The organism is Bacillus sp. SRI_025, from assembly GCF_057592095.1.
This window is the reverse complement of sequence record NZ_JBYEGB010000002.1, coordinates 218418-245239: the sequence shown is the minus strand read 5'-3', so window position 1 is coordinate 245239 and position 26822 is coordinate 218418. Positions and strand designations below refer to the sequence as shown.

General features: G+C 39.5%; 36 protein-coding genes and 1 riboswitch. Of the genes, 4 read left to right on the top strand and 32 right to left on the bottom strand.

Annotated features, from left to right (window positions below; genetic code table 11):
- Positions 1 to 30: 30 nt before the first annotated feature.
- The 3 genes from AC20OE_RS06100 to AC20OE_RS06090 are packed head-to-tail and all read right to left on the bottom strand — an operon-like array spanning position 31 to position 1166.
- On the bottom strand, positions 31 to 378 hold the full coding sequence (locus AC20OE_RS06100) for a transglycosylase (RefSeq protein ID WP_487268703.1): 348 nt from the start codon (positions 376 to 378) through the stop codon (positions 31 to 33).
- Positions 368 to 727 carry an HNH endonuclease gene (locus AC20OE_RS06095; protein ID WP_487268701.1) on the bottom strand — a complete coding sequence of 120 codons (360 nt, stop codon included), beginning with the start codon at positions 725 to 727 and terminating at the stop codon, positions 368 to 370. Before AC20OE_RS06095 ends, AC20OE_RS06100 begins: the two co-directional genes overlap by 11 nt.
- A 46-nt stretch (positions 728 to 773) precedes the next feature.
- Positions 774 to 1166 (bottom strand): hypothetical protein, encoded by a 393-nt coding sequence (locus AC20OE_RS06090; protein WP_487268699.1) that lies wholly within the window; start codon positions 1164 to 1166, stop codon positions 774 to 776.
- Between the two features lie 265 nt (positions 1167 to 1431).
- Here AC20OE_RS06090 and AC20OE_RS06085 point away from each other — a divergent pair, with 265 nt between their 5' ends.
- A complete protein-coding gene (locus AC20OE_RS06085) occupies positions 1432 to 2670 on the top strand; it encodes a hypothetical protein (protein WP_487268697.1) in 1239 nt (412 codons plus the stop codon).
- A 269-nt stretch (positions 2671 to 2939) separates the two neighbouring features.
- Here the strand turns inward: AC20OE_RS06085 and AC20OE_RS06080 are convergent, their stop codons facing one another.
- The 16 genes from AC20OE_RS06080 to AC20OE_RS06005 form a co-directional block, all read right to left on the bottom strand.
- Positions 2940 to 3347: a hypothetical protein gene (locus AC20OE_RS06080; protein ID WP_342495650.1), complete on the bottom strand. Its 408-nt coding sequence runs from the start codon at positions 3345 to 3347 to the stop codon at positions 2940 to 2942.
- On the bottom strand, positions 3344 to 3907 hold the full coding sequence (locus AC20OE_RS06075; protein ID WP_487268695.1) for a type II toxin-antitoxin system PemK/MazF family toxin: 564 nt from the start codon (positions 3905 to 3907) through the stop codon (positions 3344 to 3346). Before AC20OE_RS06075 ends, AC20OE_RS06080 begins: the two co-directional genes overlap by 4 nt.
- The gene (locus tag AC20OE_RS06070) at positions 3908 to 4159 is read right to left on the bottom strand and encodes a hypothetical protein (RefSeq protein WP_342495652.1); all 252 of its coding nucleotides are present in this window, start codon (positions 4157 to 4159) and stop codon (positions 3908 to 3910) included.
- Between the two features lie 174 nt (positions 4160 to 4333).
- The gene (locus AC20OE_RS06065; RefSeq protein ID WP_060596944.1) at positions 4334 to 4876 is read right to left on the bottom strand and encodes a site-specific integrase; all 543 of its coding nucleotides are present in this window, start codon (positions 4874 to 4876) and stop codon (positions 4334 to 4336) included.
- Positions 4873 to 5322 carry an ArpU family phage packaging/lysis transcriptional regulator gene (locus AC20OE_RS06060; protein ID WP_487268692.1) on the bottom strand — a complete coding sequence of 150 codons (450 nt, stop codon included), beginning with the start codon at positions 5320 to 5322 and terminating at the stop codon, positions 4873 to 4875. The genes AC20OE_RS06065 and AC20OE_RS06060 overlap by 4 nt, the downstream gene beginning before the upstream one ends.
- Positions 5323 to 5574: 252 nt before the next feature.
- Positions 5575 to 7065, bottom strand: a complete 1491-nt coding sequence (locus AC20OE_RS06055) for a S8 family serine peptidase (protein ID WP_487268690.1) — start codon at positions 7063 to 7065, stop codon at positions 5575 to 5577.
- 163 nt (positions 7066 to 7228) lie between these two features.
- Complete coding sequence (locus tag AC20OE_RS06050) at positions 7229 to 7477, bottom strand: hypothetical protein (protein ID WP_487268688.1); 249 nt, start codon at positions 7475 to 7477, stop codon at positions 7229 to 7231.
- Between the two features lie 33 nt (positions 7478 to 7510).
- Entirely contained in the window at positions 7511 to 7720 is a 210-nt protein-coding gene (locus AC20OE_RS06045; RefSeq protein ID WP_035701916.1) for an XtrA/YqaO family protein, read from the bottom strand.
- Positions 7721 to 7789: 69 nt separating this feature from the next.
- Positions 7790 to 7972, bottom strand: a complete 183-nt coding sequence (locus AC20OE_RS06040; RefSeq protein WP_487268685.1) for a hypothetical protein — start codon at positions 7970 to 7972, stop codon at positions 7790 to 7792.
- Positions 7973 to 7976: 4 nt separating this feature from the next.
- Entirely contained in the window at positions 7977 to 8117 is a 141-nt protein-coding gene (locus AC20OE_RS06035) for a BH0509 family protein (RefSeq protein ID WP_144455604.1), read from the bottom strand.
- A 108-nt stretch (positions 8118 to 8225) separates the two neighbouring features.
- Positions 8226 to 8753, bottom strand: coding sequence for a hypothetical protein (locus AC20OE_RS06030; protein WP_487268682.1), 528 nt, complete (start codon positions 8751 to 8753; stop codon positions 8226 to 8228).
- Entirely contained in the window at positions 8750 to 8905 is a 156-nt protein-coding gene (locus AC20OE_RS06025; protein WP_487268680.1) for a DUF6906 family protein, read from the bottom strand. The genes AC20OE_RS06030 and AC20OE_RS06025 overlap by 4 nt, the downstream gene beginning before the upstream one ends.
- A gap of 85 nt (positions 8906 to 8990) precedes the next feature.
- Positions 8991 to 9857 (bottom strand): P-loop NTPase family protein, encoded by an 867-nt coding sequence (locus tag AC20OE_RS06020; protein WP_487268678.1) that lies wholly within the window; start codon positions 9855 to 9857, stop codon positions 8991 to 8993.
- A complete protein-coding gene (locus tag AC20OE_RS06015) occupies positions 9796 to 10656 on the bottom strand; it encodes a phage replisome organizer N-terminal domain-containing protein (protein ID WP_487268676.1) in 861 nt (286 codons plus the stop codon). Before AC20OE_RS06015 ends, AC20OE_RS06020 begins: the two co-directional genes overlap by 62 nt.
- A gap of 77 nt (positions 10657 to 10733) precedes the next feature.
- Positions 10734 to 10886 (bottom strand): hypothetical protein, encoded by a 153-nt coding sequence (locus tag AC20OE_RS06010; protein WP_169738191.1) that lies wholly within the window; start codon positions 10884 to 10886, stop codon positions 10734 to 10736.
- 81 nt (positions 10887 to 10967) lie between these two features.
- A complete protein-coding gene (locus AC20OE_RS06005) occupies positions 10968 to 11171 on the bottom strand; it encodes a helix-turn-helix domain-containing protein (protein WP_059375651.1) in 204 nt (67 codons plus the stop codon).
- A 184-nt stretch (positions 11172 to 11355) separates the two neighbouring features.
- On the opposite strand from AC20OE_RS06005, the gene AC20OE_RS06000 reads away from it, so the two are divergent.
- The gene (locus AC20OE_RS06000; protein ID WP_059375654.1) at positions 11356 to 11781 is read left to right on the top strand and encodes a helix-turn-helix domain-containing protein; all 426 of its coding nucleotides are present in this window, start codon (positions 11356 to 11358) and stop codon (positions 11779 to 11781) included.
- 225 nt (positions 11782 to 12006) lie between these two features.
- Here the strand turns inward: AC20OE_RS06000 and AC20OE_RS05995 are convergent, their stop codons facing one another.
- The 5 genes from AC20OE_RS05995 to AC20OE_RS05975 form a co-directional block, all read right to left on the bottom strand.
- Positions 12007 to 12141, bottom strand: a complete 135-nt coding sequence (locus tag AC20OE_RS05995; RefSeq protein WP_260852374.1) for a hypothetical protein — start codon at positions 12139 to 12141, stop codon at positions 12007 to 12009.
- Positions 12142 to 12160: 19 nt separating this feature from the next.
- Complete coding sequence (locus AC20OE_RS05990; RefSeq protein WP_487268673.1) at positions 12161 to 13264, bottom strand: AimR family lysis-lysogeny pheromone receptor; 1104 nt, start codon at positions 13262 to 13264, stop codon at positions 12161 to 12163.
- 158 nt (positions 13265 to 13422) lie between these two features.
- Positions 13423 to 13602, bottom strand: a complete 180-nt coding sequence (locus tag AC20OE_RS05985; RefSeq protein WP_059374661.1) for a helix-turn-helix domain-containing protein — start codon at positions 13600 to 13602, stop codon at positions 13423 to 13425.
- A 206-nt stretch (positions 13603 to 13808) separates the two neighbouring features.
- Positions 13809 to 15125, bottom strand: a complete 1317-nt coding sequence (locus AC20OE_RS05980; RefSeq protein ID WP_212043759.1) for a CitMHS family transporter — start codon at positions 15123 to 15125, stop codon at positions 13809 to 13811.
- Positions 15126 to 15278: 153 nt separating this feature from the next.
- The gene (locus AC20OE_RS05975) at positions 15279 to 16139 is read right to left on the bottom strand and encodes a LysR family transcriptional regulator (protein ID WP_024423208.1); all 861 of its coding nucleotides are present in this window, start codon (positions 16137 to 16139) and stop codon (positions 15279 to 15281) included.
- A gap of 135 nt (positions 16140 to 16274) precedes the next feature.
- On the opposite strand from AC20OE_RS05975, the gene AC20OE_RS05970 reads away from it, so the two are divergent.
- Positions 16275 to 17405: a 2-methylaconitate cis-trans isomerase PrpF family protein gene (locus tag AC20OE_RS05970; protein ID WP_039180474.1), complete on the top strand. Its 1131-nt coding sequence runs from the start codon at positions 16275 to 16277 to the stop codon at positions 17403 to 17405.
- A gap of 27 nt (positions 17406 to 17432) precedes the next feature.
- Here the strand turns inward: AC20OE_RS05970 and AC20OE_RS05965 are convergent, their stop codons facing one another.
- The 5 genes from AC20OE_RS05965 to AC20OE_RS05945 all read right to left on the bottom strand — a co-directional run bounded on the left by AC20OE_RS05965 (position 17433) and on the right by AC20OE_RS05945 (position 21987).
- Complete coding sequence (locus tag AC20OE_RS05965; protein WP_064497848.1) at positions 17433 to 18152, bottom strand: biotin--[acetyl-CoA-carboxylase] ligase; 720 nt, start codon at positions 18150 to 18152, stop codon at positions 17433 to 17435.
- Positions 18153 to 18230: 78 nt separating this feature from the next.
- Positions 18231 to 18692, bottom strand: a complete 462-nt coding sequence (locus AC20OE_RS05960) for an acyl-CoA thioesterase (RefSeq protein ID WP_372556024.1) — start codon at positions 18690 to 18692, stop codon at positions 18231 to 18233.
- Positions 18693 to 18814: 122 nt separating this feature from the next.
- Positions 18815 to 19579 carry a succinate dehydrogenase iron-sulfur subunit gene (gene sdhB / locus AC20OE_RS05955; protein ID WP_034279749.1) on the bottom strand — a complete coding sequence of 255 codons (765 nt, stop codon included), beginning with the start codon at positions 19577 to 19579 and terminating at the stop codon, positions 18815 to 18817.
- A gap of 1 nt (position 19580) precedes the next feature.
- Positions 19581 to 21341 carry a succinate dehydrogenase flavoprotein subunit gene (sdhA, locus tag AC20OE_RS05950; RefSeq protein WP_372556023.1) on the bottom strand — a complete coding sequence of 587 codons (1761 nt, stop codon included), beginning with the start codon at positions 21339 to 21341 and terminating at the stop codon, positions 19581 to 19583.
- A gap of 37 nt (positions 21342 to 21378) precedes the next feature.
- On the bottom strand, positions 21379 to 21987 hold the full coding sequence (locus AC20OE_RS05945; protein WP_039180486.1) for a succinate dehydrogenase cytochrome b558 subunit: 609 nt from the start codon (positions 21985 to 21987) through the stop codon (positions 21379 to 21381).
- A gap of 283 nt (positions 21988 to 22270) precedes the next feature.
- Between AC20OE_RS05945 and AC20OE_RS05940 the strand changes: the two genes are divergently transcribed.
- The gene (locus tag AC20OE_RS05940; protein ID WP_024423214.1) at positions 22271 to 22714 is read left to right on the top strand and encodes a YslB family protein; all 444 of its coding nucleotides are present in this window, start codon (positions 22271 to 22273) and stop codon (positions 22712 to 22714) included.
- Positions 22715 to 22868: 154 nt separating this feature from the next.
- Here AC20OE_RS05940 and AC20OE_RS05935 read toward each other — a convergent pair whose 3' ends face one another.
- From AC20OE_RS05935 to trxA, 3 genes are all read right to left on the bottom strand, one after another.
- On the bottom strand, positions 22869 to 24104 hold the full coding sequence (locus AC20OE_RS05935) for an aspartate kinase (RefSeq protein WP_059374744.1): 1236 nt from the start codon (positions 24102 to 24104) through the stop codon (positions 22869 to 22871).
- A gap of 133 nt (positions 24105 to 24237) precedes the next feature.
- A riboswitch (Lysine riboswitch) is annotated at positions 24238 to 24416 on the bottom strand.
- Positions 24417 to 24477: 61 nt separating this feature from the next.
- A complete protein-coding gene (uvrC, locus tag AC20OE_RS05930; RefSeq protein ID WP_024423216.1) occupies positions 24478 to 26250 on the bottom strand; it encodes an excinuclease ABC subunit UvrC in 1773 nt (590 codons plus the stop codon).
- Between the two features lie 139 nt (positions 26251 to 26389).
- Entirely contained in the window at positions 26390 to 26704 is a 315-nt protein-coding gene (trxA, locus tag AC20OE_RS05925) for a thioredoxin (RefSeq protein WP_007501629.1), read from the bottom strand.
- Positions 26705 to 26822: the final 118 nt, after the last annotated feature.

Here is a 26822-nt window from a genome sequence, read left to right as displayed (position 1 = left end):
AATTTCTCGCGATGTTGAGGGAGTCGCGGTCTACGGCAAATCGTTTCTAGGGATTAAACCCTGGGGGGTGCCTTCAACATCAATGCGAAGCTGATTCATGTCTCTTTCTAAATCTGCTCGTATTGAATCTATTTTCTTTTGGTGTTGATCAAGTAGACTTTTGTTCCTCGTCATTCGAATGGCATTATTCAGCTTTCTGATTTTGTTTTGCTGCTTTCTGATTTCAGCGTTTGTATAGTAGGATGTGTACTCAGCTTTACACCCTGGACATACAAGAAAGTGACGTTTGATTCCACGGCCGACCCTCATAATCCTAGAACAGTATTTAACTATGAAGATTGTTCCGCAGTGATCACATGTGCATTTTTTATAATCCATTTCCAAACCCTCCATCTTCTTTAGCGGTCTTCCTACTGTGACAGGACGCACACAGCGGCTGCCAGTTAGAAGAATCCCAAAATAGTTTTTTATCTCCCTTATGCGGTTTGATATGGTCCACTACTGTAGCAGCAATACGTTTGCCTTGTAGCATGCAAGACTGACACAAAGGATGCTTTGCTAAATAACCCTCACGCGCTTTACGCCATCGGCTATTATACCCACGGCGTGACGATGATTCACGGAACAGATCATATAAAGGTTTTGATGTCTTGTGCTGCTGGCAATATCCTTCTCGTGTTAGTTGAGGACATCCAGGCTCATTGCATGGTTTTAATGGCTTTTTCATTAGTATTCCTCCACAAATAAAAAGCACCCCGCAGGATGCTTTTTATTTACTTATTAAATTGGCCTGGAACAATTCCAGTTATTTGGTTTGTAAATAATACAAAAGTATTGGATGTATGAGTAGTAACCCCTTGCCTAATCGTTACATCTTCTAAATAGATAGCAAAATTTTGCTCTTCACCTAAAAATAATTTATAAGTAAATTCTGTCACCGCATACGCATTTATTTTATTCTCTCTTATAGTTTTGAGTAATTCCTGATCAAAATCTCCATCCTCAAAATTCGCATTAACTTCAAATTCTTCAATTTTTGTAACTCTACCCTCAATTAATCCATAACTAGTAAAGAAAGTTAATATTTCATTTGTTTGTTCTCCGTTTAACTCATTAATCAAATTGACATAAGTAGATAAACTGGTAATGTATTTTTTTAAACTCATATCTTCACCTCCAGCCTTTATATCGGCAGAAAGTGAAGAGAAGAAACTTAATGCAGAATTTGTCGAACGAAAAAGCGACCCCCGCAATGGAAGCCGCTCTCAATTTATCACCTATTACCATCATAACTGCTCTCAGACAAAATGCTTTGCCAAGATCGTGCCAAAAATGCGCCATTTAACTGCCAAAAAAACAATATCCGAATAAAATACATACTTTTATACTGAACGGAAACAGTATAGATAAATAAGTAAAAGGAGAATAATTATGAATGAATATGATGAGAAGTTACAGGAATTTCTAAGATGGAAACCAAAAATTAGCATGAAAAAAGTATGCAGCACAATTAATGATGCCGCTGAAATGACAAAAAAAGTAATAAAAAATAGCGTAGAAGATGTAAATTATTTTTTTGATCAAACGATGGACTGTGTGAAAGGTTGTGGTGTCAATGTTGATAATATCCGGTTAAGGCTAACACACCGTGCTATACAATACTTCACATCCACAATGGAAATACTTTCAAAAAATAATTTATTACCCGCTGAATTAATTTACTACATATACACATTAATTGCGGATGATATATCAAGGGATCCAAAGCCACAGTTATTCTTATTTGAGAATCCATATTACGCTATTTATAAAAATGAGAAGCCAATTCTTAAGAAAGTTAACCCAGAAACTCATGTTCCTAATGCAAATAAAAAACAGTGGCTTTTTATTCATGGGATGCTGTATAGTGCAATGAATAATGACGGCAGTGACTTTTCAATTTCAGATTTAAACATTTATGATTTTTATTCAACCTTTGAACAAGAAGCCGAAATGTTTAAGAATAATGAGTCAAACACAGAAATTTATCTTGTAAGTTATGATTCTGAAATGAATAATCGAGAACGAAAGATTATTGAAAAAGCAATAGCTGGTCAAGTTATTGGAGGACTAGGTGCATTTGAATTAATTTTTGTTGGAGCAATTTTTTGGAGAGAGATGGAGAGAAGAGCTAGAGTCACTGGGGATTATTTGGTTCCTTTTCTTAAAACCCTAAATAAATCAAATGATAAAGGGATAGCTGTGACACATTCACTTGGTTGTTATGTTCTTGCTCATGCGGGTCAAAAAATACATCGTGAAGATAACATGGGCTCCTCATTTAAGGAGTGGTGGTGTATGTCCGCCGCCTTACCTTCAGATGCCTTTAGCAATACCGGAGATTTTAAAGATGCTATATATATTGCGCAAGATTACCCAGGAAAAAGAACTGGTACGCACGTTTGGTATTCATTAAGTGACATTGTCTTAATGATGATTTATCCTCTAGCAACGTATCATACGGCCTTAGGTCAAACTGGTGCAGGATTATCCAGAATAGAAAATGTACTAGAGGACATTGATTTAACTAATATAACCGATGTTTATCATGGTTTTTCAGGAGAATATATTAAACGTCTTGGACCTTGCATAAGAAATTTCATTAATACAGATACCGATGAAACGTGTTAAACGTTATCTTTAAATAAGTATTAAAGCGACACCTACTTGGTAAGTCGCTTTTTGTACCTTTGTAAAAATCCTAAATACAAAACAGAGTATCCTAATTATCCACCAATTCACCATATCTATTATTGTGTCTAACTCAGGGAATCGCTGAATCCTTTGTCCCTCTTGCTTTTCAGCCATTTCCCTAAAATGAGTTGGACATTTTCTCATTTTGGTTAGTTGATTAAAATGCAAATAAAAAACGCCCTTTTTAAAGAGCGTTTGAAAATCAACTAAACTAGTTCATTTACTAAGAAAAAGATTATTTCAGATCCTTTAAACAGCTGGTTGACTATGTCCCTGAGTTGGTCAGAATCTTCAGTATTGTTACCACCGTTACTAATTAAATCCAATAAGCTCAATATTGCTTGAAGAATAACATCAGTAGCTTCTATGTACTTCTTCCAAAGTTCAGGATCTACTTCTCTAAATTCGTGCTTACTGGAGTGGATTTTCTCCATACTCCTGACCAGGTTACTGCAAGATGTAAACAATTCATTATCTTTAGATGTAATGTCTACAATTTCACCCTTAATAATCCCATTAATTGAATTAATTAATAAATCAACTGATAATGAAATTTCCTCAATATTCTTCAGTAAAAGTTCAATAAACTCATCTTTCGAAAGGTTTTCGCTCATCGTTTATTACCCCTCCCACTTCCACACTGCGGACAGAAATTATTTTTTACTGAATGAATATTCTTACACCCAGAACATTTTTTGCTGTGCACTCGATTACATTTTCCGCATTTTAAGCCGCCAGGTCTTAGTGGAGTTTCGCATTTTTCGCATAAGTTCAACCCAAAAGAATGAATGATAGCATCTTCAACTTTTTTTAACTGAGAATTGTTTTTGAAAGTTCCCATTCTAACATGTAATCTGTTTTTGCTTATGGCTCTAGCTTGATTACAAAGCAAGAATCCTCCCTGATTTGCAAAACTATTCCCCATCTTTTTTATACTTTGAATAGCCTCTGCATCTATTATCCAATCACCGCTATCAAACTGTACATTAAATGGATAATTTTTAACTTTCTCACCATCTCTAGTGATAGGGACACAAATGCAGATTGGAGCAGTTTGGTTCATAAGATTATTAGACACAACAAAAACCGGTCGAAATCCTCCTTGCTCAGATCCCTTAACCGGTTCTAGATCAGCCCAGTATATATCCCCTCTTGAGGGTTCCATACGCCCCATCTAGTCTTTATTCTCCTTAAGCAATCTGTCTACTTCTAATGAAATACTGGAAAACATCTCTGAATATTCTTTATCAGTTTGATCTTCTGAATATGCCTGTGCATACATTTCGTAATATTCTCTGTCTTTTCTTTTTTCTTCTGCTACCGCTAAATGGTGTGTGTATATTTTTGCAATTGAAGCTTTTAAAGCCATGCCTGTTACAGTTAGCTTTAAAAATACATCGCGATTATGTTCCACATAAGTCGCCATTAACCTCAACCTCCCTTTGTCCACATTATCACCCAGCTTTCTATTTCTGTCAATTATATTATTTTAAGAACAGTTATCTCCTTAGAGAATCATTTTATTCATAATGGTTCAGAAAAATACGCACTTTTAACTTAATATTCAAAATAAACTCACCCGCCATTTAAACAGATGAGCCTATAAGCCAAAGTCGTCCATTGTTCTATCCATTGTGTCTTGTGTGATCCCAATATATCTCAATGTAATATCTGGGCTTGAGTGGTTGAATATTTCTTGCAGCAAGGCCACATCCTTGAATTTCTTATAATGCCAGTAGCCAAACGTTTTTCGAAGTGTATGCGTCCCTATACTATCAAGGCCCACATACTCCGCCGCTTCTCTCAAAATATTGTATGCACTGCTGCGGCTGATAGGTTTGTTGAGTCCTTCTCTACTTTTAAAAAGATACTCTTGATCATCTTTGTCTTTAATATATTGATCTATCGCTTTTCGAAGCGTCTTGTTTATTTTGATTCTTTTCTCTTTACCTGTTTTTTGTTCTCTAAGGGATACGTACTGTTTTCTCACGTTCTTAACCCTTAATTCCAGTAGATCGGATATGCGCAAGCCCAGATTGATTCCCGCCACAAACAGCAGCAAGTTTCTTTTGTTCCGTTCTCCAAGATATTTCTTTATATAATGGATCTGATCAAGGTCCCTTATTGGCTGAACAAAATTCATGATTTATCCCCCTGCTTGTACACTTCTTCTCTAAGTGCAAAGGCCAGTCGATAGTATGCTTTGTTTTTAACACGATAGTAATTCCGCTGGCTGAGGCCCATTTCAGCGTAAATCTCATAATCATACATTTCTTCATCCTGCATATAGAGCATAACTAAAATACGACGCTCTTTTTGCGTTAGACGATTAATGCCCCTTTCGATTCCCTTCATATATTTTTCACGCTCGATCTCCCAATCCATTTTTTTAAGAGCTGCTTCTTCTGTGGATGAGTGGAACTGATTAGAAAAACTCGGCGGCGTAATCGTGTAAGTTGTTGTGATCTTCGGAAGAAAGTCTTCTGAAGTTTGAAGCCTTAACATTTTATACTTTTCTAGCATTCTTTCCATCTTTGCTCTAGTTTTTTCCTCGTCGATCTGCGGAATGTCTAAACTTGTTTGATTCATGAAAATTCCCCCTTTATTTTCTGCGCATGGCCCGCCTTTGGCTCTTTTTAAACGTTGCATGTTTTGCCCCATCAACTCTCTTACTTCTCTGTCAGTGAGCTTTCTGCGGCTGTTTTTTTGTTTTGTTTTTTATCTGATCCTTTCCGACAAATTAAAAACGGACACTAATCAGCACCGTTTTAAATGGTGTTGATCAGTGTCCGCAGGCTCTCCATCTTGGACCTTTTAAAATATATTTTCCCAGGGGAAATTCTATTCATTACTAAGCACTCTTTTTACAGCTTGGTAGGCATCCGCTAATCCATGTCCCGTTGCTAAATCGACCCCTTCCATAGCTCTAGGGCTACCTGTAGATTTGCTTGCTATCCCCTGTGTTACATCCCGTGCAGTATTTTTGAGAATATCCCTTATTTCCATTGGAGACAAATCAGGAGCAGCTTGCTTAATTAAAGCGCAAACACCGGCTAACTGTGGGGCGGCTGCGGAAGTACCGCTAAAAGCTGCCCAACCATCGTTGTTAAGCGTTTCATCTCCATTAGGATGAGTGCCTCCAGAAAGAAGAGCATCTATTTCATCTTTTGGTTCAACAGGGAGCATAATGTAGGCAGCTTTAGGAAGCATTCCTACTAACCCACATACATCTGGGCAATTCCTACCTGGGAAAAGTCGGCTTGAAAAACCACTTGCATATGGAGTAGCTTCAAAAGTACCATCCGCATGCATGTATGTTCCACCAGCAGAAATAACATCGGGATGCTGACCCGGAAAAGACCTTTGTCCATTGCCGGATGAACAAACCACTGTTATTCCTTCTTTGACAGCTCTAGCAACTGCTGCTGATAAAGCAATATTAGCAGCAGAGATCATATCAGGAGGATCAGAACCCCAACTTATTGATATAATATCTGGTTTTAGATCGATAGCTTTTTCAATGTCCCCGTGCCCAGTAACTAATTTAAAAGTTGTTTTTACCATAGTAAAATCTATATCGGGTGCTACAGCGAATATATTTGCTGATTCCCCTGTACCGTGTCCACTTTCATCGTGTTCCAAATTTGTAGCTGCTGGTCCAGGTACAACATCATTAAAATGATAACCACGTTCACTAAAGAAAGGATGCTTGTACCAACCGCTATCGATCATCACTACTTTAACATTGCGACCAGTAATTCCAGCTCTATGTGCTTTATCAGCATTCAATCCCAAAGACACATCAGACGGTACATTTAAATGCCAATATGATTTTGGAGGAGGATAAGCTGTAGGTTGATTTTTTTCTATAAAACTTTTTTCCACTTCAATTAAAACATCGGATACCAATGAACCTAATCGAAACCTTGGTTCTTCTATTGCAATGCCTTCCAATATATCACTAAAAGCACTTTTAGACACATCAATTAACCCAGGCATATCAGTATCAGTTGTATCTAAAAAAGTCGATTTGTGCACATCATTTAATCGTTTAACTTCTTTTTCAACAGGGATAATTTTCGTTTTAAAAACTTGTTCATATAACTCGAGTGGAGCAGCAATTGTGATTGCGATTGGGCTAACATGTAAAACTTCGAATCCCTCTGTACTCAATCGGTTGATCGCAGTATCAATTAAGTCGGGATCTGAATAAAAATTCTCTACATTATCGCTAGTAACAAGATGAGGAGCCTCAAAGAGAGATTGTTCACCTTGTGATTTGACAGAAGCTACTGCGTATACTATAGAAGGTATTTCTTTTGTTTCTGACATTATTTCATCCTCCTGATTTTTTAATCAGCAGTATCTTTACACTAACCCAGATATTTTATTCAATTCCTTTCAAGAGAAGGATTCATGCTCACAAAGTGAAACAATGCTAGCCCATTCTGAAGCAAGGTAATTCCTCCTATTCCTGCAAACAACTCAATGTTGTTCATTGCATCAACCCAGCTACAGCAATAATCCCCATGAAAAACAGTAGAGTGAAAATCACAGGACCGTTTGACTCACGCTTTGCCATGACGACATTGCCCTCTATGATCAGATCAGGGCAACTATCGGCAAGCACTGGCACGAAAAATTTAGGCACGCCTATATATGCAGCTGCATCATCAATCGTCATCGCTTTGTTTTTGCAGGCTTTGACTGCCTGCGAAAGCTCGACATGTTTAGGTAAATTCATGGTATTTCCTCCCCCGCAGGGGATAAACCCCTGCTATCGTTTAGTTTTATAACTGAAATCAAATCTAACTCGGTCAAAACTCCCTTTAATCGTTTCAATGATTGTGTGACCGTGTTCGGGAGCCTCTATGTAATGCGCTGTGTTGTTTATCCCGTCCAGCACGATCACTTGTACTTTTCCTTGTTCAACTAATGTTGTGAAAGGCTCGTTTTTTGTTAATGAGATAGTCTGTGGTCTATTCACAATTTTCACTCCAATGTGATATAATTAAGGTTCATAAGTTTAATCACTCACATTGAACTGATGTGAATTCTACCGCTGAGACTCGACGGATTGATCTGTGCGCTGCCAACGCCAGTCTTTACGTTTGAGTCTCTTTTTATATGGCTTGGGTGGATGTTGCTGCCTATAAGCTGCTAGTTCTTCCTCTCTCATCACCCAAGTTGTGACTGGACCCGATTTGTATGGATTCGTTACCTTTTCCAATAAGCTCACCTCCTTATTCGTCACGCTGCGGAACGTTGAGATTATAGATTCTTTCGAGTTCTTCGTCAGACAGTTTTTCACAATGCTCACGCCCATAAGCCCCATTTTTAAGACTCAACCACTCGATCATTAACGCTCTATCTTCACTGCTCATCACTTGATGCCTCCTCTCTTTTTGAGGTGGCGCACGGCTGCTGTCTTTAGCTGTTTCGGACACTCTTCAAATCTCGCAATGACTTCGAGTTGTCTTGTCGTTGCTTTCTCAAATGGCAACAAGATGCTTTTCCTTTTCATGCTTGTACTCCTTTCCTAGCGCGCCGCCTTTACGTGGTTCAATCTTTCCTAACTCAGCTTGATCTATAATCAGCAACAGGATGTCATCGACATTGCGGGCTAAACGATTGGCCATATGTCTGATCGGTTCATGGTCCTGCCACATTTGTCTAAATAAAATGATGTCTTTTTCATCCCATATGAAATCGCTGTGCGGGCAAGCGTAGTAAACCGGTTGTTGTTCGAACAGCCTGCGTAAATCCCTTTTTTTGTAGCTCATTGCGCTTTTTTTGATATACATTGGTTCATTTGCCCCGACACCGTTCGGACGCTCCTTGATCTTTCCTCGTTTGCTGAAATCAATCATCAGCATTAACACTTCTTCTTCTGGCCTGCGAAACAGTTCGGCCATTTCACTCAAAGACCTGCCTTCGTACCAGTAATCCAAAAACCTCTTGAGACCAATAATGGTCCATTCGAAATTGAAATCTTCTAAAATGATTCTAGTAGCACTCACTTTGCAATTTCCTTTCTGCGACCGACCTCTTTATGCACAACGTGTACAGATGACGTCAGATTCTTTTCTACGAGCCAATAAAGTGGATTTAATCCATTTACCACTAAAACCTTTCTTTCGGCTCTCGTGGGTTTTCTACCGCCTTTTTTCATGTTCGTTCCTCCTTGTGTTTTTTTATGGGCTATTAAACTAGCAATTTCGGATGCTGTTGAATTGCTGATGGCTCATGGTTTTCTCCTAAAATGGCAATTCTTCGTCACGTTTATCAAAAGTATCTCTAAACAAAATATATTTAGATCTTTTCGTCATGCGTGATACAAGTTTGGTGTCGTACATTTGTTTTAATTTGTCTCCAGATAGATTTGATGTGTAAATTGTTGCTTTATCCTGTCTAGCTGAGGTGACTGCATAAAGTATCTTGTGTATAAAGTTGGTAGCCTCGCTCTTTGAATGTTCAGATCCCGTTTCAGCCCCTACATCATCAATCACTAAATAATCCACATCACCTATAAGCCCTGTTACATAACCTTGTGTGAATTTGCTTTCTTTGTTGTGGAAGGAATCTTGAATCGCAAAAGCAGCATCAGCAAGATTTACAAACAAGCATGATTTCCCCATATCCTCGGGGTTGTCAGGATCAGGCGGTACATTGAGTGCTTTAAGTGCTGCATAAGCTAGGTGACTCTTCCCTACACCTGGATGACCTTGAAGAAAAATGTTGAATACTTCACCTTGTTTTAAATAACCAACCATTTCCATCATGCGGCGCTTATTTTCTGTTTCCTCAGGCTCGGCCACTTTGTAATTATCAAACGTCGCTTGTGCAATGGTTCTGTCTCGAAAGATGCTGCGCTTCTCCAACATGTTGAAATTCTTTGTACGCTGGCTAAACTCGATTTGACTCTCCAATTCTTTTTGTATCTTCTTCTCATCTGCCTCCAGCTCACACCTTGGACAGATTACTTTGCCATTGAGAATCATCATACGAACAGGCTTGATGACATCCTCGTTCCCTCTTGTGTAAGTGTGTTTCTCACAAAAATCAGAATGGAATGTCATTCTTGCGTTTAAGGACTCCGCCGCCACTGATTTGATGCTCTGCATGCTTTATCACCCCCGCACCTTCATTCAGGTATCCTTCAAACTTTGTTCCAAACAATGTCGTTGGCTGCAGATATTTATTCATTTTGTCGTCTTTAAGCCATTGATTAGTTTTTGTAAGGATCACTGTTTTAAAATCTTCAAACCTGAACCCGTCATTCCAGCGTGCTTTAATTAACCTTTGTGTAGCAGTAGAAGAATGTCTGAAAGACTTTCCTGTTACTTTGTTCAAAAGATCAACAATCAGCTTAAATGGAATTTCAGATTCTTGAGTTTTAGGATCATCAGTCGGGTTTCCCGACAATATATCTTTTAATTCTTTATCTTTATCTAATTCTTTATCTATATCTGTTGCGTGACTTGCTGTGACATTGATCGTGACGTCACGTGACATGTTATTTTTTGGTTCTGCAAGACTTAGTTTTTTTCGTTGTTTTTGCTTTCTCAAGCGATTCTGTTCCCTAATCTTTTCGAGCGCATCTAAATTTTGATGCTTTTCCCAATTACATATACTGATAAAATTCTGATCATTAATTTCAATCATTCCGAACTTTCTAAATGTATCTAATGCCATGCGAACAATTCCTAACGGCCTTCCAAAGATGTGTGCTAACATTTCGTCTGTATAAGGCACGTTTTCACTTAGATAAATAAAACCAGAAGCGTTAGTTTTACCTGCTTGAGCAAGCAATTTAACCCATATAATCAACAGAGTGTCAGATTCGGGCATTTGTTCAATGAGTTTGATTTTCTCATCGTCGAACATCTGGGTACTTAATTTCACCCATTTGACTTCCCCCATCGGTTGATCCTCCTATTTTTTTCTTATTTAGCTTTTCAATTTGAGCTTGTCCTTCAAAAAAAGGTGAAACAGAAGTTTCAAGCCTCTTTATTTTTTTTGTTCTTTTCTTTTTTTACTGGTGTGTAATAAGGCGCCACAGCCTCAGTGAAAAGTTTTTCTCTGTCTTCTGTTCCAAAGAAAACTTCTCCGAGAAACAGGTTGCTTTTTCTCTTTTGCTTTTTCTTAGCCATAAAGATCACCTCGAAACATAATATGCAATGTGGACAGTAGGACTAACCTCCGAATTTTGATCACTATAGGAAGCACTCTGTTTAAAAAAAATAAGCCGGTGGCAAATTTAATTTTTCACTTAGTTGAACTAAAGAAGAGTGCGACGGGTTAGCTTTCCCTTTTTCCAACTTACAAACATAAGAGCTAGAAAATCCAGTAACCAAACCGAATTGGCGTTGAGTTTCATTTCTTTCTGACCTTATTTTTTTAATTTTTTCTGCAAAAGAAGCAGTTTCGCGGTTCATTGTTTTCACCTCCCTAAACGCTTCCTACAGGAAGCACAAGTAAAATATACCAGCCTTTAGCTTTTTGTGCAACCATTATTTTTAAATGTTTCTTATGGGAACCTACATGTTATAATTATTTGTAGCGGTGTGTCGTGTGTCGTACACAAACACACAGTGGCATTAAATCGAGGTGACCTTATTTATGGACAAAAAAAATGAATTAATCGGTACCAACTTAAAAAGGTTAAGAGAAGAGCATAAACCAAAACTTTCTATAAGGCGACTTGCTCAAGAAGTTGGTTTAAGTAACGGTTACTTATCAAAACTAGAAACAGGAAAAATTAAAAGCCCTTCTTTGGAAGCTCTGACAAAGCTTGCTGATTATTTTAATGTTGACCCCACCTATTTTGTTACTGATCCAAGAGATCTTAAAAAAATGGGTAAAGAAGCTGAGAAAGTAGTTTTCGCGAAAGAACTAACTCTTGAAAATATCAAAAATGCAAATATTATAGATGCAGATGGCAAACAAATAACAGATGATGAGCGTAATTTCATGCTAGATGCCCTTAAAAATTACAGAGCTTCTAAGGCTAAATTTTTAGAAAACGATTCACCTGAAGAGGATTGATTTTGATCTTCTTTTTTTGTTGCTTCTATGATCTCCATTAATTCTTCATATTTTATAGCCATTTCACTACCCTCCAAGGAATACTTGTTCTATGTACGTTTTAGTCTATATTAGATATATTTAAAATAATTTCCTGTTTTCGTATTTTTTGAAAACAGGAAACTTCCCCAGAAAACACGAAAGACGATACCAGATTATAGGTAGCGTCTTTTTCATATCTTATATTTACATTCCTGGTCTTACATCTTTTGTTTCATATACTGTTTCTGGGTTGTTAGTGATAAGTGAGTGAATTTCCGAAACAACTATTGTTGCTCCTAGTGTAATTGTTAAAACAATTACATTGAAACGTTTAGTCATGTATAGCACCCCCTAACTCTTAGAGTGTATACCTAAATCCAGTTCTATTCAATTCATTTTTTGGGAAACTTGCCCTGAAATAATCTTTGCTTTTTGAAAAATAATGATGGGATAATAGCAACTTTTCTGATGACAATTCTGTTATTCCATCAAAAAGAAGCGCATATTTATTATACCTATCATCCTGATAAAATTTGCTTAAATCCCCATCATGTTTTAATAACGTGGTGAATTCACTCACTGCAAATTCATCATTAATTCTTTTATCCCAGTATTTTTGAAGGAAAGCTATTTCTTCTTTATTCTCAATTATTTCGGCCTGTCTATCAGGGAATTTTGAATAGAGGTCAATACATTTAAGATAATAAGAAATTGATTGTTCATAGGATTCTAGAAAATATGAAAGACCTAAAATATGATAAGCAGTAATGTTGTGAGCTGTGCTGAAATTTCTGTCCAAAATTCTGTTAGCTATTTTTCTTGACTGGATTAATTCTGTTTTTTGCTTTAAGTAAATATTAACTTGAATTTCATCTAACCTAGCACCGTATGCCATTTTTAGAAACGGATCACTAACCTGAAACAATAAGTCATTTATTTGATCAATAGTATAAATAGTTAAATCATAAAGACCATTCAAATAATAATAATAAACATGTAAGACCTTCACCATGATTTCAGTTTCCAAAAATGTGGTCTTAACATTTCTTAAGTTATCTAAAAAAGCGTTTCTTTCAAATATAAACCTCGACTCAATCATTAGTGAATATAAAGCACATAACTCTCGAGACTTGGGATTCCTTTTGCTTTTATATTCTCGTGCAATCACACTTGTGTAGTCGTACAATTGTTTAGAATAGCAATATTCTAAAGCAGCAGGAACATTTTTAGAATTAATGCCTTCTTTAAAATAATTTAAAATGAGTTCAATTTCGTTCTCTTTGTCAATGTAATTAATGATCTTATGAACTATCCAGAACGAGACATCCTTACCATTTAAAAATTTGCTTAAATAACTACTGCTTATGCCCAGCTTTGTTGCAACTTGTTTTTGACTTTCTTTAGACATTTCTATTGAGTTTCTTAAATGTGTCCGTAAGTCTTTCGCGATTGTACTTGTCATATATGATCACCTTACCATTGTTTAATTTATCATGAAGTACAAAAAAATGTTGTCGTAAATTGTCGTAGAAGTATGAATTTTTGCTCTAATAAATAAGTCAATTCAATTATAATCCTATTGTGTAACTTATTAACATACGACTTTCGGAGTTATTTAGATTAAAGGTTTAATTTGCAAAAGGTTTGCTTAGCATTCGAAATGTGATTTCGAACAGTCTTTTCGCTAATAAAAAGCTCGCTTGCAATTTCTTTTGTTGTTTTATCTTGGACGAGCAATTCGAATACTTCTCTTTCTCTTTTGGTTAATAGCGGCTTGGATTGAAACTCTTTCTCCTTCAAGTATTGTAACCCTCCTTGCTAAGGTGAGAGCTCTAGTCTCTATAGAATGGGATTCTGTATAGTCGAGATATCATATGCCGGGTGCCTGAGGTAGGTGACGTTAAAATCAAGAAATCCCGCATATCAGCGTCCAATTTACTGCGCTTTCAGCCCCGCAAAAAAGGACGAGTCTCCTCACCGAGACATCGTCCTTTTTTACGTGGTATTTAAAAGATTGTAATGGCGCCTGTTAACAATGCAATAAGTGTTGTAAAAAGGGCAGTTAACACGGTCCATAGGAGTGCGTATTTTTGCAAATCACCAATATCTTTGTTCAGCATACCAACAAGCAGCAGCGTTGAAGCCACAAGTGGGCTCAGTAAGTGGACAGGCTGTCCTATGATAGAAGCACGTGCAATCTCCACCGGATCAATCCCGTAAGCTGCGCCGGCTTCAGCCAAGATCGGCAGTACCCCGAAATAGTAAGCATCATTTGAAAGAATAAATGTAAATGGCATACTCGTCAAAGCAACAATCAGCGGGAAAAATGAGCTGTAGGAATCTGGAATCATATAAATCACCAAATTGGCAATGGCCTCAACCATCTTTGTTCCTGAGAAGATCCCTGTGAAAATTCCTGCTGCAAATACAAGTGTAATAACCGTTAATGCGTTTCCTGCATGAGATAAAATTCGCTCACGCTGATCTTCAACCTTTGGATAGTTAATCATAAGGGCAATGACAAATCCAATTAAGAAGAGTACAGGAATTGGGATAATATCCAGGACTAGTGTGACCATGACAGCAATTGTAAGGAAGAAGTTAATCCAAATCAGATTCGGCCTTTTGATATCGGCTACTCCATCCTCAATTGACGCAGCCAATTCTGGAGAAATGGACGGCTCTTCTTTGTACTGAATTTCTGCAACCCCAATTCGTTTTCTTTCTTTTTTTCCAAGTACGTAAGCAGTAAAAAGTATAAAAAGACCGCCTCCAACCATCGTTGGGAGTAATGGAATGAAAAATTCGCCTGCATCTAATCCAAGCGCCGCGATGGCACGAGTAGCTGGGCCGCCCCATGGCGTCATTCCGCTCATAATTCCTAATGATAATAATGAAATTGTTCCTAAAATTAATGGGTTCATCCCAATTCTTAAGAAAAGTGGAAGCATAGCTGATACGGTAATCATATACGTTGTTGTTCCATCACCATCTAAAGCAACAAGCATAGACAAAATCGCTACCCCAAAAGCAATTTTGACAGGATCACCTTTTACAATACGTAGAATGAGTTTAATCAGAGGATCAAACAATCCAGCATCCAGCATGACACCGAAGAATAAAATCGCAAATAACAATAAAGCAGCTGATGGTGCAACAGTTTTCAGTCCATCAAGCATCATGTCCCCTAATCCTTTGTTAAAGCCACCGATCAATGCAAATATGATAGGTACAACGGTTAGAGCCACCACCGGATGCATACGTTTAGTCATAATGAGAAATGTAAATGTCAAGACCATCAAGATCCCTAAAATAGCTAGCACTTTATATCCCTCCATCCTCTTCTTTACATGATCTGCAAGCGCCCCCTTGCACTTGCGATCTATATGTTAGCGCTTTCTATTTCAAGGATATAATAGCTTTTTTTATAATGAAAATATCGATTTTTTCGTATATTCAATAAATTCCTTTTATAATCAACCTTGCTGATTTCTTAAAAACTCAATGAACGCTTTCACAACAGACAAATGAAGTGAGTCTGGCTGGTACATGAGCCATGTATCTCTTAAAACAGGCTGTCCATCTTTATACGAAAGACCTTTTACAAATAACTCATCACTTGGTCTGAGGCAAATTTCTGGGACAATGGCATAGCCTAAACCATGCTTCACCATCTCTTTTGATGTATCCTGACGGTCTGTCTCCATCGTGACAAGCGGAGGCATTGTGAATGTTTCCTGCCACCATCTGTTAATCAGCCGTTTCAATGAACTGTCTGTATGATAGTCAATGAGCGGCAGATTCGGGAGATCCTTTAGCTGGATTTCTGATTTTGAAATGATGCAAAGACGCTCTTTATCGAGCAAAAAGCGCTCTCCATTCCAGTCATAATCGCCTCTTAAAATCCCTAAATGCACACTTGATGTTCCTAATAAATCCATTACCTTTGTGCTCCAGCCTGTGTTGACCATAAATTGAACATGTGGATACTGCTTAGAAAATTCTTTTAATATTTCTGGCAGTTTATACTGGGCAAAGTTACTTGAGACCCCTAACCGGATCGTTCCTTTGACCTTTTTTTGCATATTGAGCATGCCATCTTTTGTTTGCTGCAGCTGTTTGAGCATGTCATTTGCATATTTAGCCAAGTATTCGCCCTCTGATGTAAATTCAATTCCTCGTTTTCTTTTAAAGAAAAGCTTCATATCAAACTCCTCTTCAAGCTGTTTCAATCGATAGCTTAAGGCAGGCTGAGAGACAAATAATTTTTCTGCCGCTTTTGTGATGTTCTTTTCTTCATAAAGTACCTTTAAAAACCGCCAATCTTTTTCATCCATTGTTTGCCCTCCTTTTTTACTAATTATAAAATAATTTTATTGATTTCTCTTAAAATAATGTATTTAACTTATTTCTTATTATACTTTACCATTTTGGTTAGATAAACAGTTTATTAAAAATTGAGGGTGAGAGTAATGAGAAAAGTTCCAATCACAATCATGCGAGGCGGTACAAGCAAAGGGGTATTCATTCACGCGAACAATGCACCATATGAACACGATGAGCTCGAAGCATTTCTATTAGACATAATGGGCAGCCCTGATCGGCTGCAGGTCGATGGAATCGGCGGCGGTAATTCTTTAACAAGCAAAGTGGCGATCATCGATAAAGCCACACGCCCGGATGTGGATGTGAACTATACATTTGCACAAGTCAGCATTAATGAGAGATATGTCGACTTTAAAGGAAACTGCGGGAACATCTCATCAGCCGTTGGGCCGTATGCGATCATTAAAGGACTTGTTCAAGCGGTTGAGCCCATTACGACTGTACGTATCCTCAATACCAATACAAATAAAGTCATTACGGCAGAGGTCGAGGTCGAAAATGGAGAAGTAAAATTTGAAGGACAGGCAGAAATTCCAGGCGTAAAAGGAACTGGTTCTCCCATTTATTTATCCTTTGAGAAACCTGAAGGCGCTGTCACAGGTAAAACCTTTCCAACTGGAAACAAAATTGATACGATTCAAACAAAGTTTGGCGAGATTCCAATCTCGATCGTTGACATTGCAAACCCAATTGCCTTTATTCGCGCGAAAGATATTCAATTAAAAGGAACTGAATTGCCTGAAGAGTTTACAGACGAATTACTGGACGATTTAGAAGAAATTCGTTCCCTTGCTGCTGAAATGTGTCATTTTGCACCAAAAGAAATGGCCACATTACAGTCTCCAGCTGTTCCAAAGCTTGCGCTCATTAGTGAGCCTACTGATTATGTAGATACAAATGGCATCTTGAGACGAGCAGAAGATATGGACATCATCGTTCGTATGCTATCGATGCAACGACCGCACCAAGCACTTGCCATTACCGGCTCTGTCTGCGTGACAGCCAGCTGTTTCTTAGATGAAACGCTTCCTTCTCAGCTGTTTCAAGGAAAAGATGACACCCTTCGTATTGGGCATCCTGCTGGTATTATGCAAACTGAAATTGACATCTCTGAAAACAGAGTCAAAGTTATTCGAACCGCAAGAGAAATTCTAGACGGAGTTGTCTTCACAAAACAAGACTATGTGATTCAGCCTCAGATTAAAAGAGAAGCTTAAAGCAGACGATGCTCTCGTCTGCTTTTTTTAATGCTGTAGCGGTGCATCTATATCTCCGGCAGAATGAGCTTTTATCTGCCCTTTCTCATCTTTTAGCTGGAGATGACCGTAACGGTTGACCCCGCAGCAAATACCCTCTTCCCATGTTTGTTTTTCACGGTCTAACGAAATCCGCAGCGGTTTATGAAGACGATATAACCGTTTGTTGTAGAGGGCAGTGAGTGCTTCAAACCCTTCATTCTTCCAGCGTGTATGATATTTTTCAAAAGCGGCTGCAAGTTCCTTCACAAGCTGATCGGCATTCACCTCTGTAAGCTCTGATAGGCAAATGGTTTTGTACGGAACATGCTCCGGCTTTGTCTTCACATTGATGCCAACCCCGATATAAATAGCGGTACGGTCCGCTTCAATCAATGTGCCTGATACCTTTGCTTCATTGATAAGAATATCATTTGGCCATTTGATCGCCAGCTGATCCTCAGCCCTTATGAGAGGCTTAAGTACATCATAGATCGCTAGTGCGGTCAGCGGAGCAATCGTTGACTGGGTGGAGAGTTCTTCTGGCGGCAAAACTGTCATGGTCACAGCGACATTTCCTGCAGGCGTTTCCCACGGCCTGCCCAGCCTGCCTCTTCCTGCTGTCTGCTGATGTGCATAGACAGCAAATGAAGGTTTTTCTCCTTGCTGAATGAGCCTTTTCGCTTCATTATTTGTACTATCAATGGTGTCATATTGAAAAATCTTCATGTGTTCTCCTTTTGTTTCTTCTTGATATGGTCTTTTTATTATAACAAAATGAAGCTTACACGTTGATGAGGCTGCATACTACCCATTTCGCTGAGCTTGAAATGTCTCTTTTTCTTCCTCTGTAAATGGGACAGGAGCGCCTGTTTCTTTATTAATTTGGACCATGGTGACTGAGCCTGTAAAGCATGGTTCCTGCTGCTCGTTTTCTCCTAAATAATGAAGAATAAGTGAGCTTGACCCGACTTTTTCCGGCTTTACATACACACGAAGCCGCTCCCCTATCTCCACCTGTTTGATGTAATCACATTGCAGGTTTGCCACGACTGTAATCGTCTCTTTCACACGTTTCATTCGTTTATCCACAATTCCTGTTTTTTGAAAAAAGGCAATCCGTGCTTCTTCAAAATACACAAATGGGGTGACATTGTTCATATGGCCGAACATATCCGTTTCTGAAAAACGGACAGTCGTTTCGACATAAAATCGAAAGGATGCCCTCCACTCTTCAAACGATTCTTCAATATATGACGGAAGTCTCACTTTATCATCTCCTTATTCATCAATAAACGCCTCTCCCAATATTGGAAGAGGCGTTTATTTTGTGTTCCACCCAGCCTCTTGTAAACACTCATCATGATTGGCAAAGAGGACTGAATGTGATGTTATTCTGCGTGATCGCTTCCGAAGAAGTTACGGAAAGCTTGTAATGTTGTATCTCGGTTAAGTGCTGCAATTGACGTTGTCAGCGGGATTCCTTTCGGACAAGCCTGCACACAGTTTTGAGAGTTCCCGCAGTTCGCAAGACCGCCGTCACCCATAATTTCTTCTAGACGGTCAGACTTATTCATCGCACCTGTCGGATGTGCGTTAAATAGACGTACTTGTGAAAGCGGTGCAGGGCCCATAAAGGAAGACTTATCATTCACGTTTGGACAAGCTTCAAGGCAGACACCACAAGTCATACATTTAGAAAGCTCATACGCCCATTGACGTTTTTTCTCAGGCATTCTTGGTCCAGGTCCAAGATCATATGTGCCATCGATCGGCACCCATGCTTTTACTTTTTTCAAGGAGTTGAACATACGGCTTCTATCAACCTGCAAGTCTCTCACGACCGGGAATGTCTTCATCGGCTGAAGACGGATCGGCTGATCTAACTTATCAATCAGGGCTGTACATGACTGGCGCGGTTTTCCATTAATAACCATAGAACAAGCTCCGCACACCTCTTCAAGACAGTTCATATCCCAGTTGATCGCCGTTGTTTTTTCACCTTGTTTATTGACCGGGTTACGTCTAATTTCCATGAGTGCAGAAATGACGTTCATATTTGGGCGGTAAGGGATTTCGAATTCTTCATCATAAGGCTTTCCATCTGCTGTATCTTGACGCGTGATAATGAATTGAATTGTGTTTTTTTCACTCATCTTATTTCTCCACCTTTTTCTTCGAGTAATCTCGTTTACGAGGTGCAATTAACGATACATCGACGTCCTCATAGTGGAATGCAGGCTTTTGATTTTTCCCTTTGAACGTAGCCATCGTTGTTTTAAGGAATTCTTCATCGTTTCTTTCTGGGAATTCCGGTTTATAGTGTGCGCCTCGGCTTTCATTCCGGTTATATGCCCCGATCGTAATGACTCTTGCCAGCTGAAGCATGTTGTCAAGCTGACGCGTGAAGGCAGCGCCTTGGTTGCTCCATGATGCGGTATCGTTGATGTTGATCTTCTTGTAGCGCTCCATTAGTTCTTCGATCTTCTGATCTGTTTTTAAGAGTTTGTCATTGTAACGAACCACTGTAACGTTATCCGTCATCCATTCTCCAAGCTCTTTATGAAGCACGTACGCATTTTCTGTACCATCCATGCTGAGGATGTTGTCCCATTTCTCCTGCTCTTTCTTCACGGCACTGTCAAATGTTGCAGAAGAAAGGTCTTCCGCAGACTTCTCAAGACCGCTAATGTACTTCACCGCATTTGGTCCAGCGACCATTCCGCCGTAAATCGCAGAAAGAAGTGAGTTTGCACCAAGTCTGTTTCCGCCGTGCATCGAGTAATCACATTCTCCGGCAGCGAACAGACCTTTGATATTCGTCATTTGATCATAATCGACCCATAATCCGCCCATTGAGTAATGAACAGCAGGGAAGATTTTCATCGGAAGCTTACGCGGGTCATCACCCATGAATTTTTCATAGATTTCAATGATTCCGCCAAGCTTAATATCAAGCTCTTTAGGATCTTTATGAGAAAGATCGAGATATACCATGTTCTCTCCGTTGATGCCAAGCTTTTGCTCGACACATACGTCAAAGATTTCACGCGTTGCGATGTCACGCGGTACAAGGTTCCCGTATGCTGGGTATTTTTCTTCAAGGAAGTACCAAGGCTTCCCGTCTTTATATGTCCAAACTCGTCCGCCCTCACCACGAGCTGATTCACTCATAAGACGAAGCTTGTCATCTCCTGGAATCGCTGTTGGGTGAATTTGAATGAATTCTCCATTTGCATAATGCGCACCTTGCTGATAAACGATAGATGCAGCAGATCCAGTGTTAATCATGGAGTTCGTTGATTTACCGAACACGATTCCAGGACCGCCTGTTGCCATGATGACTGCATCTGAACGGAAGGATTCAATTTCCATTGTCGTCAAGTTCTGCGCGACAATCCCGCGGCACACTTCCTCGTCATCTAAAACAGTGCCAAGGAATTCCCAGCCTTCATATTTCGTGACAAGTCCTGCTACTTCATAGCGGCGAACCTGCTCATCCAGTGCGTATAATAGCTGCTGGCCTGTTGTAGCTCCAGCAAACGCTGTACGGTGGTGCTGTGTTCCCCCGAAGCGGCGGAAGTCCAATAATCCCTCTGGTGTTCTATTAAACATAACACCCATACGATCAAGTAAGTGGATAATGGACGGCGCTGCTTCACACATTGCCTTTACTGGCGGCTGGTTGGCTAAGAAATCTCCGCCATATACCGTATCATCAAAATGCTCATAAGGTGAATCCCCTTCACCTTTTGTATTGACCGCTCCGTTGATTCCGCCCTGTGCACATACAGAATGCGAACGTTTCACAGGTACGATTGAAAATAGTTGAACAGCTGTTCCCGCTTCTGCTGCTTTAATAGTTGCCATGAGACCAGCTAATCCGCCTCCGACAACGATGATGCTAGAATTACTCATTGTAGCCCCTCTCCCTCTTCTACTAATCTATTTCCTCTTAAACAAAAGCGAAAATTGCTCTTAGCCCTACATATGAAAGCGCTATAAATATACCTAATGTCACAAATGTGGAGATTCTTTGTGAGCGTGGTGAAACCGTAATTCCCCAGCTGACAGCAAATGACCACAAGCCATTAGCAAAGTGGAAAATAGTAGATAAAACGCCGACAATATAGAAACCTAGCATAAATGGAGAGCTTAAAATATTCGCCATCATGTCGTAGTTGACTTCAGCTCCAAGCTGAGCTTGAATGCGTGTTTCCCATACGTGCCAAGTGATAAAAATCAATGTGATGATACCTGAAACCCTTTGCAGTCTGAACAACCAGTTTCTTAAGTAACTGAAGCGAGACGTGTTGTTTTGTGCCGTAAAGGCTATGTACACCCCATAAACAGCATGATAGATCAGTGGTAAGAAAATCACGAACAGCTCAAGTGCGTACCTGAATGGCAGCTGTTCCATAAAGTGTGCAGCTTTGTTAAACGCCTCTGGTCCATCCGTCGCAAAGTGGTTAATCACTAAGTGCTGTACTAAAAATAGACCGACCGGAATGACGCCAAGCAAAGAATGCAATCTCCGATAAAAAAATTCTTTGTTCCCCGACATTACTTTACCCCCTAGTAAAAAAAGTGCAATTGCTTGAAAATTGTCTTACCCCCGCTTCTTTCAATTGTAAGCACTTTATTCAAATTTATTGACAATTTCATTTTACTCCTATGTCAAAAAAGCGTCAAGAAACCGCGTACATAAATTAAAATTTTCCGAAATTTAAAAGTTTTAAATCAAAATTCGTTTTACTACAATAAGAATTTCTTAGACTTCAGGGAAAACTCTGTCATCATATGCCCACATAAGCTATAATAAATTGTTGAAAGAGGGGAGCCGTACAATGAATAAATTCGAATCTAACTTAGAACAGCTAAAAGAAATTGAAGTCAATGGATTTGCCTACGAGCTGATACGCGAAGTTCTGCTGCCTGATATTCTTGGTCAGGACCATTCATCTATGATGTATTTTGCGGGTAAACTGCTTGCTCGTAAATTTCCTCAAGAGTCATGGGAAAAGATCCCCGAATTTTTCCATGATGCCGGATGGGGGACTCTCACAATGGTCCATTCGAAAAAACAGGAAATTGAGTTTGAGCTCGAAGGTCCACTAGTATCCAATCGACTCACCTATCAAAAGGAGCCATGCTTTCAGATGGAAGCGGGTTTTATTGCTGAACAAATTCAGCTTCTTAATGAGCACGTAGCTGAATCCTATGAACAAGTGAAAAAGCGTGCTGAGAAAGTCATTTTAACCGTAAAATGGGATTTAAGAGACCCTAGCTAATCCTCTTGGTAAAAGGCGCGGACTTCAGGTCACGCCTTTTTTATATGTCTACATCTATCATAGCATACTTAATGAATGGGTTTACGTCCGTTTCAGCCGATTCCATATAGAAAAAAGAGGCGATCCTCTTTCATGAGGTCACCTCTTTACCTTTTTAAGAGTGAGCAGCTGCGCTCACCTTTGATAAATCAAACGCATCATGCAGCGCTTCAACTGCTTTGACCATATCATCACGGCCGACCACTGTTGAGACTTTGATTTCAGACGTACTGACCATTTTCACTTGAATATCTTTTTGCGCTAACACAGCGAACATTTCAGCGGCTACGCCTGGGTTAGAGACCATTCCAGATCCCACGATGGATACTTTCGCTAATTTGCTTTCTGTCTCAATCTGCTCGTAGCCAAGCGCCCCTTTATATTCTTCTAATACTTCAACTGTTTTGGACAAATCATCCGTTTTCACAGAGAAAGAGATCGACGTCTGGTTGGTGCTTGTGACAGACTGAATGATGATATCAACATTGATATTCTGTTTCGCAAGCGTCGTAAAAATGGTCGATAATGTTGTGAGACCGCTTGAAAGCCCGCACACTGTCACACGTGTAATCTGATCTTCAAACGCAATGCCTCTGACGACTAAATTTTGTTCCATGGATGATTCCTCCTCAATTAACGTACCCGATTCATTTTCAATACTAGAACGGACTTCTAGCGGGACTTGATAATTTTTCGCAAATTCAACAGCTCTTGGATGCAGGACCCCAGCTCCTAAATTAGCCAGCTCAAGCATCTCATCGTATGAAATACCTGCAAGTTTCCGCGCAGATGGTACATAACGCGGATCTGTCGTAAACACTCCTGGTACATCTGTGTAAATATCACATTTATCAGCTTTTAGTGCGGCAGCCAGTGCCACAGCAGTCGTATCTGATCCTCCGCGTCCAAGTGTTGTGATATGTAAGTCATCTGCAATTCCTTGGAAGCCTGCCACAACTACGACTTTCCCCGCACTTAATTCCTCTTTTATTCTTGCTTCATCAATGTCCACGATTCTTGCATTTCCGTGTACATGCTCTGTTTTCATACCAGCCTGCCAGCCTGTGAAGGAAATGGCATCATAGCCTCTTGCTTGGAGCGCCATCGCTAATAATGAAATGGTCACCTGTTCACCAGTTGCGAGCAGCATATCCATTTCTCTTTTGCTTGGATCGTCTGTAAGTTCTTTCGCTAGGTCTACTAGAACATCTGTTGATTTACCCATCGCTGATACAACCACAACCACATCATGTCCTGCCTCGCGTTCAGCGATCACTCTCTTTGCGGCATTGCGAATTTTTTCTGTTGACCCAACGGAAGTTCCGCCAAATTTTTGTACAATTAATCCCATGTCTACCACCCTTTTTCAAAAGTTCACGTGTGAGAGAAGAGGCTGCTTTGGAGACTGTCCGCTCACTGCAAATAAAAAAGCAATGAGAGAACAAATCTCCCATTGCTTTAAAATCATCATTAAACGATGCAAACAATGAGATAGCCCTCCAAGAAAATGAATTCTTGACAGCCCTACATTTCTTCAATGTACAGCCAGCGAATAAAATGAGTGGATTTTATTCACTTCGGCGACGCTCCCCTTTCAGCCCTCTTCTTAGATCCCATCGATCTCCGAAGGCTTACTCTTGAAGTTCGCACCTCTATCTTCAACAAACAACACGTTCATTTATTAAATTAGTCACATCTTAACAGACTTTTGGAAAAAGTACAATCTATTTTTTTAATGCTTCCATTAAAAGTTCAGCCGTCTGTTTTGGAATGCCCGCCTCCTGAAAGTCTTGGATAGAGGCTTCTTTCATCTTTTTCACAGAGCCAAAATGTTTGAGGAGCTGCTTTTTACGCTTCTCTCCGATACCTGGTACATCGTCTAAAATAGACTGGAATGCATTTTTTCCGCGCAGCTGCCGGTGAAAGCTAATGGCAAACCGGTGCACTTCATCTTGAATGCGCTGCAATAAGTAAAAGGCCTGGCTATTTCGCTCCAGCGCAACAATTTCAAGTGTATCTCCCATCATGAGATTTGAAGTCCGGTGTTTTTCATCTTTTACAAGACCTGCGACTGGGACAGACAAATTCAATTCATTTTCAAGCACATCGATGGCTGCGTTGATCTGTCCTTTTCCTCCGTCAATTAAAATTAAATCTGGCAGCGGCAGTTCATCCTTTAACACGCGGGTATATCGTCTTCTAATGACTTCACGCATGGATGCATAATCATCTGGTCCTGAGACGGTTTTAATTTTGTATTTTCGGTATTCCTTTTTATATGGCTTCCCGTCCTGAAAGACAACCATGGCAGAAACCGGGTCTGCTCCTTGAATATTGGAGTTATCAAACGCCTCAATTCTGTACGGCATATAAATATTAAGCGCATCCCCAAGCTGCTTCACCGCACCAATTGTCCGCTCTTCATCACGCTCAATGAGCGAAAACTTTTCTTTTAAGGCGATTTTGGCATTTTGATGGGCAAGTAAAAGTAAATCCTTTTTCTTTCCTTTTTTCGGCTGGTGAACGTTTGTCTCAAGTAATTGCTCAATCATCTCTTGATCGACACTGTCCGGCACCAAAATTTCCTTCGGCAGAAAATGGTTGTTCTTTTCATAAAATTGCCCCATAAACGTGAGGAACTCCTCTTCAGGGTCCTGATACATAGGAAACAGGCTGACATCACGTTCAATCAATTTCCCCTGTCTGATGAAGAAAACTTGGACACACATCCAGCCTTTATCATAGGCATAGGCGAAGACATCTCGATCTGATAAATCACTCATCGTCATTTTCTGTTTTTCCATCGTTGAGTCGATATAAGCGATTTGGTCTCTCAGTTCTTTTGCCCGTTCAAACTCTAAATTTTCAGCAGCTTCCTGCATCTTTTCGGTCAGTTCTTTTTTGATTTGCTGATGTCCTCCGTTTAGAAACCTTGTGATTTCGTCCACGAGCTGCTTATTCGTTTCCTCGGAAATGTCATACACACATGGTGCAAGACATTGCCCAAGATGATAATAAAGGCAGACACGGTCAGGAAGAGTGGCGCATTTTCTCAGGGGATATAAGCGGTCGAGCAGCTTTTTCGTTTCTCGTGCTGCTTGTACGTTTGGGTATGGACCGAAATATTTCCCTTTGTCCTTTTTTACATTGCGGGTGACGATCAGCTTAGGGTGGCGTTCATTCGTAATTTTTATAAATGGATACGTCTTGTCATCCTTAAGCATGACATTGTATTTTGGGTCATATTTTTTGATTAAATTCAGCTCTAAAATGAGCGCTTCGATATTAGAAGAGGTGACAATGTATTCAAAGTCTTCAATTTCACTGACAAGCCGCTGCGTTTTGGCGTCATGTGATCCAGTGAAATAAGAGCGCACCCTGTTTTTTAACACCTTTGCCTTTCCCACGTAAATGATCGTATTTTGTCTATCTTTCATTAAGTAACAGCCTGGTTGATCCGGCAGGACTGACAGTTTTTCTTTGATTAGTTTGTTCATATTTTCATCCGTCCTTGTTTTCCTCTTTCACTCCTTCTAGTGTATCACGAACATTTGTTTTATACCATGTTGAAAGAAAAGCGGCTCTCGTCTTTACGAGAACCGCTTCAATGATCATGCCGCTTGGACATAGATCGGTTTATAGATGTTTGTTGACAAGTTCAGCAAGTGCTTCTTTTGGTTTGAAACCAACAGAAGTTTCTACAACTTCACCGTCTTTTAAAACAAGAAGTGTTGGGATACTCATAACGCCGTATTTACCAGCAGTTTCTTGGTTATCGTCTACATCAATTTTTACAATTTTCATTTTGTCGCCCATTTCTTGATCAAGTTCTTCAAGAACTGGAGCAATCATTTTACAAGGTCCACACCATGGTGCCCAAAAGTCTGCAAGAACAACACCTTCTGCAGTTTCTTGTGAAAATGTTGCGTCAGTAGCTTTTACGATTGCCATTATTCATTCCTCCAATGTAAATTATGCTTTTTAGTATAGCATCTACCAATGTGACTTGCGAATGAAATGCTTACGAATCATTTTTTAGGAAATGAATTAAAAAACAAACCGTATAATC